Consider the following 13,046-nt stretch of genomic DNA (forward strand, 5'->3'; position numbering starts at 1 on the left):
TCAACCTCTCGTAAAACCTGCTTTCCTTGCCGCTTCTGCAATCGTCTGAGTGAACTGTTTCTCACTGATCTGCACGGCTCTCTCAAGGAACAAAGGCCCAACTCGTGGCTTCACACCAGCGACTGGCGGGTTGGTGACGCTCTTCATGCGGGAGAGATAGCCGAGACGATACTTGCCCAACTCCATGTACTCCGCATAATCGCCAACCTCAACGCCCGGATGCCCTTCTCGTGGTTTGGCTCCAGATACCGATAACTCAATACGCAGCCCGGTATAGCCTTCTTTGACCACTCTCGCGAAGATCGCGCTTTCGAGTGAGCCAGTCTCCAGCGGGGCCATTGCCCGCGCCAGACGCTCAACCAGACGCGCCAGCTTCTCCATGTCACGGATGAGATAACGCTTAAAAGCTTTCTGGCTGTTATTGAGCCTGTCGCCAGCACGCTTAAACTGATGCGAGTCGTACTTCAGACCCATATGTTTGCCCCTACTTCCAGGTGCCCAGGGCGCCCACGCAGTCCCCAGCGACGATGCACGCTGGATACCTTCAGCTTTTGCCCCTCCAGAATGAGAACGTCATCAAGCTGCACTGCGGCCTCAAGTGGGATCACCAGAACAGCATCGAACAATTCCAGATTCGCTTTACCGCGACTGCCGGAGCTGTCCGCACGTACCGATGACTTCTCGTTACTTTGCTCAAACTTAACTACGCCGACGTTCGTCTTCCTGACGAACTGCAATTGCGCTTCACCGTAGACGTTCTTCGAACCAAGACGGTAAATCGCAATCTCTGCTTGCCATGAAATGTTCATGCACTCTCCCTGTGGTTGGCGGCCGCACTCATTACCAGGCGAAGGCGCGATTGCTCGTCTTGAGCCTTTCGACCAGAAGTAAATAATGCGACTGGCGTTACGCACGGCGAACAATCATGCGGTTATTGATGTAACTGACCAGCAGTCGCCAGGTACTGCGAGCCACATGCACATTTGCCGCTTTGCCGGTGCGGTACATATTGGTCGTTTCACCAATGGACTCAGACAGAATGCCGTCCTCGCGGGCTGCCGCTACGTCATTACCGTTAGCGATTTCGCAGGCTTCATTAACCACGGCCAGCATTAATGCCAGTTTGAAGTAGTCCGGGAACTCTTCGAATTTATCCGGCGTCATCTGTTCCCAATCGATCTGATCGTGACGATATGCCCCGTCAGCGCCCCACGGAATGTCATAGACGTTCAGCATGTTTTGCGGGCGGTCGTAACGGTCGAAGTCGATACGCAGGACTTTGCGGATTGAGAACGGCAGCGTTTTGACGCGTCTGGTGGCCTCAATGAGACGTTTGCGCATCAGCCCTTCGCCATCAGCTAACAGGGTGTCGCCGTTCAGCATATCGATAGCTTGCATCTGGGCGTCTGCGACCGTTGCGAATGACTGGCCAGGAATTGACAGCTCGAAGCTATTCAGCAGAACGTACATCTTGCGCTCTTCATGCGTCAGCCCGGATGCCACCGCTTTGACAATGACGTGTCGCAGATCGCGCTCTTTATCTGAAAGCAGGTTGTGTTCGGCCGACACGACAACCGGAATGGACATCTGCCCCTCAGTAATATCGAGAGGTTCGTTATCGACGATGATCGCACCTGCGCCATCTCTGACGGTATACGTGGCCGACTCAATATCCAGAACGTTAAATGCAAACGACAGGGAAACTGCTTCCCCGCTACGGTACGTGTCGATCTGCGCCATTACTCACCGCCCTGTGCTTTCAGGATGCCTTCGATCATTTCAACGATACCTTTGGCTTTCACGCCAATCTGGTTGCCGATCTGACGCAGACCCGCAATACCTTCACAGTCCGCAATCGACTCCAGCTCTTCACGAGTGAAGCGTTGTACCGGTTTGGCTTCCACTTCAGCCGTACCACGTTTCATTGGCACAATATCCGGGGCCGCCGTCTCGACAATGTCGTCCGCAGTCAAATCATTGCGGCTGCTGTACGCGGCAGAAGGAGATACATTTTTGCCTTCAACGGTAGTGGCACGCATGGAGGCACAAATTCGCTGCTGATCGATGAATGGCAGTTCAGCAACCGAGATGCCGTCGACAAACTGGATACCGCAGAGAATGCCCGTATACCCCAAAAACTGAGGCTCCAATAAACGAATTTTTGCTGGTTTCATTCTTCTTCTCACTTAATGGGCGTCATCGCCGCCCATGTGTTGGTTACGCAGCCGGTGTAATGGTGACAGACTGAGTGAACGGAATTGCCCGGAAGCAAGCCGCAAGATGGTTCTGCTGGCGCTCGCTCAGAGGCTCGTTGGAGATGGAATTGGTGAATCCGGCACGGCACATATGCCCCGTGAAATCCGCAAACGCCTCTTCCGTGATCTTCATCTTTTGTTCTGGCATTTCTCGCTCCTACAAAAAGGGTGGGCGTATAGCCCACCCTTAAAGGGTAGATAATTACTTACCTACCATACTGATCAAATTTTTACGTTGGTCAGCGCGGCGATAGCCTTGTCGTGCTTGTTCGCCAGAGAGCAGTACCACTTAACGCGGGTACGGGTTGCGTCTTTGTTCTGAACAGTACCGATGTTCTCAACAACGATACCTGCGTTTTCACCGCCATACAGACCAGTCACACCGTTCTCTTCGGACAGGTGCAGGCAGTAGATGCTTGCTTTGCCCGCGTCAGTCGGGATGAAGTCGTTCACGATGAACGGTACACCGTTGTGGCACAGCATCGGACGGCCGAAGTTTTCCATCATGATTTCGGACGGGCCGAGGCTAACGGTACGCAGCAGAGCGCGATAAGCACGCAGGTGCTCGGAACGCATCATGATGCAGTCTGCGCCCAGATCTTTCACCGCGTCGACCAGCTCGTCGAACATGGAGAAGGTCATGGAAGCGCCTTCGATATCGATCTTCTGATCGTCGTGCATCAGCTTCGGAATGCCGTCGAACGCTTTGGTGTTGGTGCTGGAGTCGCCCAGAATCAGGTTGCGGCGGAATGCGCGAGCCAGACCTTTCACCTTCTGACGAACCTGGATTGCCAGCTGGTTGTTGGTGTCGGACATAGTGGTCGCCAGGAATTTGTCGACGTCTACGTCGCCTGCCAGGATACGCAGCTTCGCAACGTGTTCGGTGAAGGTTGCAGCGCCTTCGGTGATGGTGTCGTTCACATCAATGAAGGTTGCTTCGCTCAGGGTAGCTTCGCGGTTGTAGAGGTATGCCTTAGAATTAATCTTCATGAAAGGCAGAACAGCGAACAGGTCATCGCGATCGATGATGGTCTCGATCACACCCTGCTCAAGTTCGTTGTTAGACAGCTTTTCAGCTTCATCACGCAGTAATGGCATCTTTCATTTCCCTATGATTTAAGATGTTACTTGAGTCCGATTTTCCCCAGACCGGAGGTCAACTTATCCATAGTCGACTTGCTCTTCGGCTGGTTTACTTTGTGGGTCGGTTTGCTATTGGAACCAGCACCCTGCTTGGCTTCGCTGCGCAACAGTGCGTCAGCTTCCGGATCTGCACGCAGAATGCGCTCAATCGCGGATTCGAACGGTAACGGTTTGCCTTCACCGTCAACCAGAACTGCACGTTCTTTCTGACCGGCTGGCTTATCAAAGCCCACAACACTACCGTCTTCACCCACTTCGAAATGAGAGCCGTAGATAACGCGAGCCTTAGCCGGAGTCATCAGAACTTTGTCACGCAGGAAGGCAGAGCCGCTGAAGGAAGCGCCAACAGTCATTTCGACCAGTTGAGCCTTCAGTGCGGCGTTCTCGCTCTCCAGAGCGGAGTAGCGTTCGTCGCGCTGTGCCAGTTCAGCCTGGTGCGCTTCGATCATCTGCTTTTTCACAGCGTCGAATTCGCCGCGACGTTCCAGTTCAGCCTGCTCTGCCTCACGGCGTGCGGTTTCTGCGGCTTGTTCAGCTTCGAGAAGCTGGCGAGCACGCGCCGGGTCAATATCGCCGTACTGAGCCAGCTGATCGGCCAATGTGCGCTCTTTCTCCTTGCGCTTCATGTTCTCTTTCAGCAGGTCTGCACCGGTCTTCTTGGACTTTCGTAGTTCTGCCAGCAACTCTTCCTGAGTCATACCGGCATACTCGTCGTCACCCTTCGGTTGCTCTTTTTGCTCGCCCTGTTTGCCTTGGTCTTGCGTACCCTGCTCATTGTCTCCAGCAGGAGCGCCGCCACCAGCGCCGCCGCGCTCATGCGCTTCGGCTGCATCCATCAGGCCACGACGGGCCAAAAGCATTTGCCACAGATTCATAGAAATTCCTTTTCGTTACTTATCACTCGGTCTCTTGAGTAGATGAGTCCCCATTCCCTCGGGGTTGATCTTGCCCGCTTTCTTGGGCTGTATCTCGATCATAAGTAAGTACTAACTTATTTTCAAGGGTGTTTAGATCATTTTTTGGAGGAAATTTCAAGAGATCTTTATCAAATTCCTTTTTCATCGCCTCAGAAATGTTCGGGAACACTTTCTCGATGAGCATTTCCATCTGGTGACGACGAACGGAATCAGGTGCCTGAAGCAGCGAGAGCTTTTCAGCAACTGCAAACTCATCAGTCAGACCGCGGATGTCGAAACTTTCCGGGTACGCGATCAGAGAGTGGTCTTCATCCAGTTCGACACCCATCCACTTCGCTGCCAGCTGCATCATCTGGCGCTCTGCCCTTTCGAGGCGCTCTGCTTTTGTCACCAGCAGACTGTTAACGCGCTGGAAGTCGTACATCTTCGCTGCGCCCGAAGAGTTATCGATGCCCTGTGCGTTATCCTGCTTGGTTCGCTCACCTGCCACGCCAACGGAATGGTAGATCTCGTTAATCACCGTCTTAATCGTGGTGATAATCATCTGGGCCTGTTTCGGGTCCGGAGACAGGTAGAATGGCTGATTACCGCTCTCAGAGTCGAAGGTGAAGACGCGCTTTGTCCCCATTTCAAGCACTTTGGTGTGGTTTTCATCGCCCGGCAGCAATGACTGAACCGGGATCGCCAGCTGGCTGAATGTCTGATCCTGAATAATCGCGTCAAGGTTCGACAGGTAGTTGGCCACGGCGCGATCAAGATAGGCAATATCGTCAATCAACGACGGGCTGAAATACGGAGACTCGCTTTCACCAATGCAATCCACCGGGAACACCGGCACCACGCCCAGATTATGCTGGCCGCTATCCTCCAGAACGACTTTGGCCTGACGGCGACCGCTATTTCCGGAACCCTTCTTCACTTCTTCACGGAACAGATACCACTCGTTTTGCGTCCACAGACGGTAACGCTGGTATTCCTGCCCGGTTGATGTGAACGGATCTTCGTCGTCGCGCGCGATTTCAACAATCAGCGCCCACAACATATTGCCGTCTTCATCCCAGGCAACATCAAGCAGCTGCTGCGGCGAAATCCAGTAAGCGTAGGCACGCGCATCATTTTTCTTCTCGTCTGCAACAGACTCAACATCGACGTTCATGGTGCTGTCCACGACAACCCAGATACGGCCATAAATGGATGATTGCAGATCGATAGCCGCCATAAACGCATCGATGGAGGCTTTCTGGCGCGTGGCTCGCTTCCAGAAATTGCGGATCTGCTCCGGTGCTTCATCAGTGTTGCGGTGAATGACCTCTTTGAAGAGGTATTTGTTGATGAGGTTTACCACTTCGCGCGTATGGTTGAAGCGATAAGCGCGTTCCAGGCGCTCTTTGAACTCCTGATCGCCCTCTTTGAAGTAACGGAAGATATTGTCGTTGAACCAGGCACGCCCGCCAGCGTAGGTGCTGGCGAGGAAGTCCCAATGTTCTTTTTTCTTCTCATATTCAGGGTGGCGTCGTGCCACAAGGTCTTTGATTTGCTTGTCAGTCAATTCCATTTGATTTCCCTTTCCACTTAGGTAAGCACTTACCTATCTAGATCCACCAAGAATAACACGATTTTTCACCGGATACCTACGATGAACCGGATAACCCAACGCATCCGCACTGTGTTCGATGCCGCCAGTCTTATCCATATCGCGTGAGCCTGGCTTGTAGATCACCTTCTCCAGCGAGTCGATGAGGTGTTTGCACTTCGGATCGATGTACAACCGGGTTTCGCCCGAGGCACTCATCAACATGCGGTTCACTGCGTTAACACGGTCTGCGATCGGCGGGTGCTTCTTCGGATAATCGACTCGAAGGAAACCTTTTTCCTTGAAGATATCGACGTCCGATTCGCCGCGTGCGTGCTGGCGATACGCACCTGCCGGGTCAGGGAAGATAGTGACCTGAGACTTCCAGCGCCAGAAACGGCGCTCCAGCTCATCACACACTTCAGCCGTGTTGGAAGAGAACAGCACAACCTCGTCCACGGCCCACAACTCGCCATTTGGCTGCGGCTGCAGGATGACCGATGACATAGGGTCGATGTTGAAGTCCTGACCAACCCAGATCGGCAGTTTCGGATTGAACTGGAGTGGCTTCACATGCACATTGCGGTCGAACGGGTAGTAAACGCGTCCGGACATGTTTTCGAAGCTGGCCAGGTATTCCTGTGCGAACGATTTAGGGTCCATATCGTTCTTCGCTGCTTCGATTTCCGCGCTCGGTACGAACGGAGAATCAGCCGTAACGAACTGCCAGCTCTTCCACTGCCCTTTGCGTTGCAAATCTTTGTTCTGACCGATAGTCCACAGCTTGTGGAACTCGGAGAAGCCTTTTGGCGTACCGATGATCAGCGCACCGCCACGGGTAGAGGACAGTGTCGGACGCAGTACCTTGTACCAGGTGTCCGGCTTCATATCCTGAAATTCATCGAGCACCACAAAGTGCAGTGCCACACCACGAAGCGTATCGGGCTTATCCGCACCTTTCAGCGCGATTTCAGAGCCGTTCTTCAGCACGATGGTCATCGTGGTGTCGTTTTTCTTACGAACCCATTTACGCGGCAGAACTTCCTGCAGGTCATCCCACAAGATCTGGCGAGCCATCTGGTACGTCGGTGCGACGTACCAGACACGTTGCTTCTTCTCTTTGGCTGCCGCGCGGATGATGGTGGAGATCGACAACCGGGATTTACCCCAGCGTCGACCCGCACACACCACTTTGAAACGATGTGGCGACTGAAAGACTTGCATCTGCCCAGAATGCAGCTGTACGAGACTCAGAGACGACGGGATGGCCATAGTTAGACGCTCCCATCACTTTCATCACCAGACGCGTCAGAATCGCCCTCTGCTTCGCTCAGTGCTTCCTCTTCGAGTGACTCAAGCAGATCGTCATCAATCAGATCCGGCTCATCATCTTCCTTACGCAGCTGCGCCACCTGGGAAGGCGTAAGTTCGCCAAATACCAGGTTCGGGATTTCGTCTTCTTCGTTCTCAGCGCGATCCATACCGAGCGCTTTCGAGGATATTTCGAAGCACTTAGCGAGTGTGCCGCTGGCTCGCTGGAGACTTTTAAGGTCATCTTCTATGGCTGCGAGAGGTCTGCCATCCTTTTTGGCAGTGGCAACTTCGTGCATGACCATGCGCCCGAGTGCGAATGCCCAATCGTCGTAACGAGTCCGGCGCTCTTCGATTTTCTCTGCACGCGCCTTCGCACGCAGCTCTGCGTCGGATTTGAGCGACTCGCGCACCATCTTCCCAACGGAGTCCGCGCCTTTCTCTAATCCACGCTTTTTGAAATGTCTGGAGAGCGTTTCACGACGAATGCCGTACTCTTCCTCCAGCTTGGAGAGTGTGTATTCGCCGGAAGTCCACTTTGCTTCGGCTTCTGCCCACTCAGCTGGTGTCAGGCGAGTTTTGCTCTCGTCTTTTTCTACAGTCATAGATCCCTCTAAAACACTCAGAGCGCATCCTTGCGCTCCTAAACAACTTGTTTAATTCAGTGCCTAACCAATTTGTTTTCTGGGTGTTTAAAACCGGGCTGGGGAGTATTCAGAACCTGCTTCCGTATATATTTAATAAGTCACTTAGTATTTATATATACGGAAGCAGGCTCTCAAACTGGCTCCCAGACCGACTTACATCACCAGTAATTTGGCTCGGGCACGACCTAACGTGGTCAGTCCCAGCGTGCGACGGTGGTAGCCGGAATCTCCGCGCTGGCGGCACATTCCTTTCTCCACCAGCCCCTTTTTCACCAGTGCGCGGATAGAGAACTGCATACTCTGTTTGGTCGTTTTGTACGGCAGCACTTCAAGCAGCTCGTCCAGATCGAGCAGATGCCCACGCTCATGGCCTAAATTGATGGTTTTGATGATGTCTTTTTGTTTGTCGGTCAACGTCATGGCAAATCCTTATGCCGGTAATGCAATTTCAAGAGGTTTATTCAAAGGCTGTTTGTCGAATGCCAGCAGTGGCAGCGTGTCCGGCAGCTGACGACCAAAATCCGGGTTGCGGTACACCCCATATAACGGTGAGGTGAAGCTCAGGTTATGAATATCTTTGAGTAGCTTCACGATGCTGGCTTCATCCACCAGGCTGTCGGCAATGTCCTGAATGGTAGTGCCTCGGTTACGCCCGGCTTTGGCCAGTGAACTGTTCTTGTGGTAGTCGGCAACCAGATCACGCAGCGCACGACGGCGGCGAGACTCACTCATGGCGAACAGCTCTTTGACGATCGCTTCGTTGTCGCCAGGGTCGGAACGGAAATGACGCTGGAAGACGCGCAACGCACTCTCATAGCTCTTCGGACGCTCCGGACGGATGAACTGGAACCCTGCTTTCATGGCGAACGGGTTGTATTTGCTCATCGACGACTGGATCTCGATGATTGGCCGGTCGTGCATCCTGCTAACCAGGTTAATCATACGATAGGAGACGCCGACACCGCGGTACTGAGTGTCAACAACGGAACGGCTGATCACCGCAAAGTTGTTGTTCACGTACCGGCCCCAATACTGGTTGGCCACGGTGGTATTGGTGGTTGGCTTCAGCTTAGGAAACATGCGATGGCGAGGCGCCAGCAGCAGTTTCGGGTAAGCCATAACCACGACGCCCACCAGCCGGTCGTCCAGTTCGCAGCGATAATACGTTGGCGCGAACGGCTTACCATCCGTCTTGTAGTGCAGCGACTTCAGCGCGTGCCAGTCTTCAACCGTGCCTTTGGTAACGGTCATACGCTCCAGAAAGTCCAGATGACGCGGGAACTCTTCCGGGCGGTAGCGTTTGATGATGATGTCTGTCATGTCGATCACCTGCGCTCGATATTGGCATTGATGAAGTCCAGGCGAAGCGATTCCATCGCCCCGACCATGACGTATGGACGCCCACCGTTATGCCAGCAATCCAGAACATTGCCGTCGTTGTTGATCATCAGCAGCGCCAGGCTCTGGCTTTTGCCTTCTCTGGCGTACTGGAGTGCTTCTTCCAGCAGGCGGATGACTTCAACGTTGTTGTTGTCAGCCTCTTTCGATGGCTTCAGCTCTACGATCTTCAAATCAGGCATATTCCACCTTCACGCGTTCTTTGTAGTGCTTGGTGATCTGCATATCCGGGCGCAGCGCGTTCTTCAGGTCTTCGTGGGTCGTCGCCACCATTACCGTCGCACCAACCTTACGGGCGGCACGCTGGAGGTTCGACGCCACAACCTGGGCGGTTACACGGTCGAGAACAGCGCCAAATTCGTCGGCTGCCCAGACTTTGGCGCCTGACTCGATCAGCTTGGCGATCTTGAGACGGTATTTCTGGCCGTCAGACATCTCGGATGGCTTGCGCACGAATAGATAGGCGTCATTCAATCCGGCCATAGACAGCAGCCCCAGCGCTTCGCTGGTGGTTTTGCCCAGCTGGTCGATGACGTTAACCTCATTGTCGAAGGTAAAGTCATCGATGGAGGCTACAGAAAGCCCTTCATCCTTCATCTGGCGTTGCAGCTCGCGCAGCACAACGGATTTACCGGAACCGGATTGGCCGGTGATGTACACCACATCGCCCTGCTTCACTTCCAGCTCCAGATTGTCGTAAAGCGTCCACTCTTTTTCGTCCAGGCCAAGACCGAACGATTCGGCAATCTCCAGCGTGCGCGTGGTTTTATTCACGCGGGTCTGAAACGATACGTTGATGGTGTATTTGCTCATGCAGCCAGCTCCCCAGAAGAAACTTTCTCCGCATACGCCACGAAAGCGTCTACCCCGCTCTCTCCCGTGATTTCTTCCATGTGGGCAAGCAAATCCCCAACCACAATGGCAGAGCCAGCAGGGAGCGTTTTAAAGCCCAATACGTCGATGACGCGGACTTCTTCAGAGGCCACTTCGCGACTGATCTCGGTGTGCTCTTCTTTCTGGCGTTCCGTCTCTTCGCCCAGATCGAGCACCAGAGAGCCGGTTTCCATCTCTTCGGTCATGCTGCCGACAAGCACGTTCAGCTCGCGCTCTTCAAAACCGAAGACCTCGACGTCGCCCAGCACCAGGGATTCCAGTTCCTGCTGCAATTTGATGGCGTCGTAGTCAATACTGGCCAGGCGGTTGTCTTCCAGACGCTTCGCCTTCACTTCTTCTTCGCTCAGATCGTCGCGAACGATGACCGGCACACGCTCCAGACCAGCCAGAAGTGCCGCCTCGCGACGACCGTGGCCAGTAATGATGACATCGTGCTTGTCGACCGTGATCGGCTGGTCAAAACCGCGCTTTTTGATGGCGGCCGCCAGATCGCGGATCTGCTGTTCGTCATGTTTTTTGGCGTTCATCTCATACGGGATGAGTTCTGCCGGGTTTCGATAGACGATTTCAAAGTTTTTGGTCATTACATACGCTCCTTGTAGTAGTCGACCAGCCACACCAGGGCTTCCCCGGCGTTCTCCATTTCGTTACCGGTATTGATCCCCTGCTCTTTGATGATGGTTTTGATGGTGTCGGCGACGCGATCTGACGCATCAAACGTCACCTTGAAGCGCATCGTCTGGTGTTCAGCGCCGACTCGCTCGGTTTTCTCGCGTTTGTCCTCATCGACCGACTCGTCATCGCCACGGGAGAGCGCTTCCAGCGCTTCAAGATCGATAACGGACGCTTTGGCGAGTGTTGCCGCCATTTCGTCGTCATACGGGGCGATATCGGACAACCGGTAGTCGATTTCAGACTGGATTTCTTCGATTAAGCGCTGCAAAGCGACCTGATCGTCTTCGCCGTAGCGCTCGTTATCGACCAGGGACATCTGTTTGGCCACCAGGTCGTTAATTTTGCCCACGGAGATGACGGGGACCGTTGAAATGCCCTGCTCCATCGCGGCACGCCAGCGGTGTTCGCCACCGAGGATCTCAAAAACGCCCCCGTCCAGCTCCCGCGCCAGAATTGGCTTAAAAAAGCCCAATTTTTCGATAGAGCCTTTCAGTTTTTCGAAGTTTTGCGCCCCAACGGAGTTGGTATTCCAGGGATTCGGACGCAGGTTCGCGACTTCCACCTGCAGAATCGTAATTTTCACATCCATAATTCTGATACAATCCATTGTATAAGTACTTACTTACTATAATAGCCAATTACCATACAAAAGGCACGAAGGAAAGAGGTTTATGACAGTTCGGATTGTATCGAATGCAGTCAATGCGCTGATTTCTGGCGCTGATGACAACGTGAAACGGCTCGTTCAGGAGATGTTGAGCTATGAAGTGGAGGCTGGTGACTGGAAAGGAACCAGCACGATGTTCAACTGGAGCAAAAACGCGTTCCCGGCTGGGTTTGCGAAGCCAGTAGCGGCCAACCTTCTGAAAGCTGGCATCAAATGCGTGCATGTGCGCAAGGAAAAAGCCCCCGCGCTTGGCAAGCCGAACCCGGTAGTTAACCCATTCCCGTATAACCCGGACTATGCGTATCAGGATCAGACTGTGGAAACACTGGTGCGCGAAGGGATGATGATTGCCCAGATTGCGACGGGTGGCGGTAAATCGAACGTAGCGTGTAAGGCAGCTGCTCGCATTGGTCGTATGACGCTGTTTTTAACCACGCGCTCGGTTCTGATGTTCCAGATGGCAGAGAACTTCCAGAAATCCATCGACTACCGCGCGGAGAATGGCGAGCCGTGGTTGAAAGGTCAGAAAGTTGGGGTGATTGGATCTGGTGAGTTCCAGGTCTCGCGCCATATCAACGTTGCCACGGTGCAGACCCTGGCCAGTTTTCTCGAAGAACCACCGCGCGACGCATCACCGGAGAAAAAACAGTACCACCTGAAGCGCCGGGAACTGGTTAAGCGCTTTCTGTCCAGCGTTTCTCTGCTGATTCTGGAAGAGGCACACGAATCATCTGGTTCAAACTTCTACGATATCGCCAGGTTGTGCATCAATGCCGATTACCGTCTGGCGCTGACAGCTACGCCGTTCATGAAGGACTCGACCGAGGCAAATATGCGTCTCATGGCCGTTGCCGGCCGCATTGAGATAAAGGTAACGGAGAAATATTTGATCGATCGAGGTATTTTAGCGAAACCATACTTTCTATATCATAAAATCGCGTACACTCCAGACGAGGTGCGGATTAGGGCCGAACTTGCTTCGAAACACCTGAACTTTCGGGTTGGAATGAGTACGGCTTACCAGAAAGCCTATCAGTTAGGCATCGTTTACAATCTGGGCCGCAACGAGGCTATTGTGCGCGAAGCGTTAATGTACAAAAGTCACGGTCTGAACTGTATGACGCTGGTTCGTTTGAAGCGTCATGGTCAGATTTTGATGGAAATGATGAAGGAAAGCGGCCTGAAGGTCGATTTCATCTACGGAGAATCAAACCAGACTACCCGACAAGCAAAGCTCAACAGTCTGGCGGCAGGCAAGATAGATGTTCTGATTGGTTCAACCATTCTGGATGTTGGTGTCGACGTTCCAAGCGTAGGGGCAGTGATTCTGGGTGGTGGCGGCAAAGCCGAAGTTGAGATGCGCCAACGTGTTGGTCGCGGTCTTCGAGCCAAAAAGAATCAGGCTAACGTGTGCTTTATCACCGACTTCATCGACGTGAGCAACAAATACCTCATGTCACATTCATATGAGCGGAAGCACATTATCGATACGACGCCTGGGTTTGCCGAGGGCGTTTTGCCGGTGGGTGGCACATTCGATTTCACTGTTTTGAATAGAGAGTAAGC

General features: G+C 53.3%; 15 protein-coding genes and 2 pseudogenes. 1 reads left to right on the forward strand and 16 read right to left on the reverse strand.

All coding sequences use genetic code 11. From position 1 onward, the window contains the following. From ABOC97_RS17500 to ABOC97_RS17575, 16 genes and pseudogenes are all read right to left on the reverse strand, one after another. Complete coding sequence (locus ABOC97_RS17500; RefSeq protein ID WP_022649948.1) at nt 1-474, reverse strand: hypothetical protein; 474 nt, start codon at nt 472-474, stop codon at nt 1-3. Next, on the reverse strand, nt 465-809 hold the full coding sequence (locus tag ABOC97_RS17505; protein WP_001027662.1) for a hypothetical protein: 345 nt from the start codon (nt 807-809) through the stop codon (nt 465-467). Before ABOC97_RS17505 ends, ABOC97_RS17500 begins: the two co-directional genes overlap by 10 nt. A 97-nt stretch (nt 810-906) precedes the next feature. Continuing rightward, nucleotides 907-1,740, reverse strand: a complete 834-nt coding sequence (locus ABOC97_RS17510; RefSeq protein WP_022649947.1) for a hypothetical protein — start codon at nt 1,738-1,740, stop codon at nt 907-909. Further along, nucleotides 1,740-2,174: a hypothetical protein gene (locus ABOC97_RS17515; protein WP_000801184.1), complete on the reverse strand. Its 435-nt coding sequence runs from the start codon at nt 2,172-2,174 to the stop codon at nt 1,740-1,742. Before ABOC97_RS17515 ends, ABOC97_RS17510 begins: the two co-directional genes overlap by 1 nt. Nucleotides 2,175-2,220: 46 nt before the next feature. Further along, nucleotides 2,221-2,403: pseudogene (locus tag ABOC97_RS17520) on the reverse strand (Ig-like domain-containing protein); the annotation flags it as partial. Between the two features lie 74 nt (nt 2,404-2,477). Next, nucleotides 2,478-3,353 carry a major capsid protein gene (locus ABOC97_RS17525; RefSeq protein ID WP_001130336.1) on the reverse strand — a complete coding sequence of 292 codons (876 nt, stop codon included), beginning with the start codon at nt 3,351-3,353 and terminating at the stop codon, nt 2,478-2,480. A gap of 26 nt (nt 3,354-3,379) precedes the next feature. Continuing rightward, nucleotides 3,380-4,273, reverse strand: coding sequence for a DUF6651 domain-containing protein (locus ABOC97_RS17530; RefSeq protein WP_022649945.1), 894 nt, complete (start codon nt 4,271-4,273; stop codon nt 3,380-3,382). A gap of 22 nt (nt 4,274-4,295) precedes the next feature. Continuing rightward, complete coding sequence (locus ABOC97_RS17535; protein WP_349600250.1) at nt 4,296-5,870, reverse strand: phage portal protein; 1,575 nt, start codon at nt 5,868-5,870, stop codon at nt 4,296-4,298. A 33-nt stretch (nt 5,871-5,903) separates the two neighbouring features. Further along, nucleotides 5,904-7,160, reverse strand: coding sequence for a phage terminase large subunit (locus ABOC97_RS17540; RefSeq protein ID WP_002211787.1), 1,257 nt, complete (start codon nt 7,158-7,160; stop codon nt 5,904-5,906). A 2-nt stretch (nt 7,161-7,162) separates the two neighbouring features. Next, nucleotides 7,163-7,804: a hypothetical protein gene (locus tag ABOC97_RS17545; RefSeq protein ID WP_022649943.1), complete on the reverse strand. Its 642-nt coding sequence runs from the start codon at nt 7,802-7,804 to the stop codon at nt 7,163-7,165. Nucleotides 7,805-7,999: 195 nt separating this feature from the next. Then, nucleotides 8,000-8,266 (reverse strand): hypothetical protein, encoded by a 267-nt coding sequence (locus ABOC97_RS17550; RefSeq protein WP_000176291.1) that lies wholly within the window; start codon nt 8,264-8,266, stop codon nt 8,000-8,002. Between the two features lie 9 nt (nt 8,267-8,275). Continuing rightward, a complete protein-coding gene (locus tag ABOC97_RS17555) occupies nt 8,276-9,166 on the reverse strand; it encodes a hypothetical protein (RefSeq protein ID WP_002211789.1) in 891 nt (296 codons plus the stop codon). Between the two features lie 5 nt (nt 9,167-9,171). Next, on the reverse strand, nt 9,172-9,426 hold the full coding sequence (locus tag ABOC97_RS17560; protein WP_022649942.1) for a hypothetical protein: 255 nt from the start codon (nt 9,424-9,426) through the stop codon (nt 9,172-9,174). Continuing rightward, nucleotides 9,419-10,057 (reverse strand): ATP-binding cassette domain-containing protein, encoded by a 639-nt coding sequence (locus ABOC97_RS17565; protein WP_006812519.1) that lies wholly within the window; start codon nt 10,055-10,057, stop codon nt 9,419-9,421. The genes ABOC97_RS17560 and ABOC97_RS17565 overlap by 8 nt, the downstream gene beginning before the upstream one ends. Continuing rightward, complete coding sequence (locus ABOC97_RS17570) at nt 10,054-10,722, reverse strand: ParB/Srx family N-terminal domain-containing protein (RefSeq protein ID WP_000164561.1); 669 nt, start codon at nt 10,720-10,722, stop codon at nt 10,054-10,056. The genes ABOC97_RS17565 and ABOC97_RS17570 overlap by 4 nt, the downstream gene beginning before the upstream one ends. Continuing rightward, a pseudogene (locus ABOC97_RS17575) lies at nt 10,722-11,425 on the reverse strand (ParB/RepB/Spo0J family partition protein). The gene ABOC97_RS17570 and the pseudogene ABOC97_RS17575 overlap by 1 nt, the downstream one beginning before the upstream one ends. A 59-nt stretch (nt 11,426-11,484) precedes the next feature. On the opposite strand from ABOC97_RS17575, the gene ABOC97_RS17580 reads away from it, so the two are divergent. Further along, the gene (locus ABOC97_RS17580; protein ID WP_022649940.1) at nt 11,485-13,044 is read left to right on the forward strand and encodes a DEAD/DEAH box helicase; all 1,560 of its coding nucleotides are present in this window, start codon (nt 11,485-11,487) and stop codon (nt 13,042-13,044) included. Nucleotides 13,045-13,046: the final 2 nt, after the last annotated feature.

Origin of the sequence: Kluyvera huaxiensis (genome assembly GCF_040149365.1) — a bacterium.
Classification (GTDB): Bacteria; Pseudomonadota; Gammaproteobacteria; order Enterobacterales; family Enterobacteriaceae; genus Kluyvera; species Kluyvera intermedia_A.

Bases quoted from the DNA above. Each gene is read 5' to 3' on its own strand.
- ABOC97_RS17555 (WP_002211789.1), bottom strand. From the start codon at position 9,166: ATGACAGACATCATCATCAAACGCTACCGCCCGGAAGAGTTCCCGCGT.
- ABOC97_RS17570 (WP_000164561.1), bottom strand. From the start codon at position 10,722: ATGACCAAAAACTTTGAAATCGTCTATCGAAACCCGGCAGAACTCATC.
- ABOC97_RS17550 (WP_000176291.1), bottom strand. From the start codon at position 8,266: ATGACGTTGACCGACAAACAAAAAGACATCATCAAAACCATCAATTTA.
- ABOC97_RS17515 (WP_000801184.1), bottom strand. From the start codon at position 2,174: ATGAAACCAGCAAAAATTCGTTTATTGGAGCCTCAGTTTTTGGGGTAT.
- ABOC97_RS17545 (WP_022649943.1), bottom strand. From the start codon at position 7,804: ATGACTGTAGAAAAAGACGAGAGCAAAACTCGCCTGACACCAGCTGAG.
- ABOC97_RS17565 (WP_006812519.1), bottom strand. From the start codon at position 10,057: ATGAGCAAATACACCATCAACGTATCGTTTCAGACCCGCGTGAATAAA.
- ABOC97_RS17505 (WP_001027662.1), bottom strand. From the start codon at position 809: ATGAACATTTCATGGCAAGCAGAGATTGCGATTTACCGTCTTGGTTCG.
- ABOC97_RS17510 (WP_022649947.1), bottom strand. From the start codon at position 1,740: ATGGCGCAGATCGACACGTACCGTAGCGGGGAAGCAGTTTCCCTGTCG.
- ABOC97_RS17530 (WP_022649945.1), bottom strand. From the start codon at position 4,273: ATGAATCTGTGGCAAATGCTTTTGGCCCGTCGTGGCCTGATGGATGCA.
- ABOC97_RS17540 (WP_002211787.1), bottom strand. From the start codon at position 7,160: ATGGCCATCCCGTCGTCTCTGAGTCTCGTACAGCTGCATTCTGGGCAG.
- ABOC97_RS17500 (WP_022649948.1), bottom strand. From the start codon at position 474: ATGGGTCTGAAGTACGACTCGCATCAGTTTAAGCGTGCTGGCGACAGG.
- ABOC97_RS17580 (WP_022649940.1), top strand. From the start codon at position 11,485: ATGACAGTTCGGATTGTATCGAATGCAGTCAATGCGCTGATTTCTGGC.
- ABOC97_RS17560 (WP_022649942.1), bottom strand. From the start codon at position 9,426: ATGCCTGATTTGAAGATCGTAGAGCTGAAGCCATCGAAAGAGGCTGAC.
- ABOC97_RS17535 (WP_349600250.1), bottom strand. From the start codon at position 5,870: ATGGAATTGACTGACAAGCAAATCAAAGACCTTGTGGCACGACGCCAC.
- ABOC97_RS17525 (WP_001130336.1), bottom strand. From the start codon at position 3,353: ATGCCATTACTGCGTGATGAAGCTGAAAAGCTGTCTAACAACGAACTT.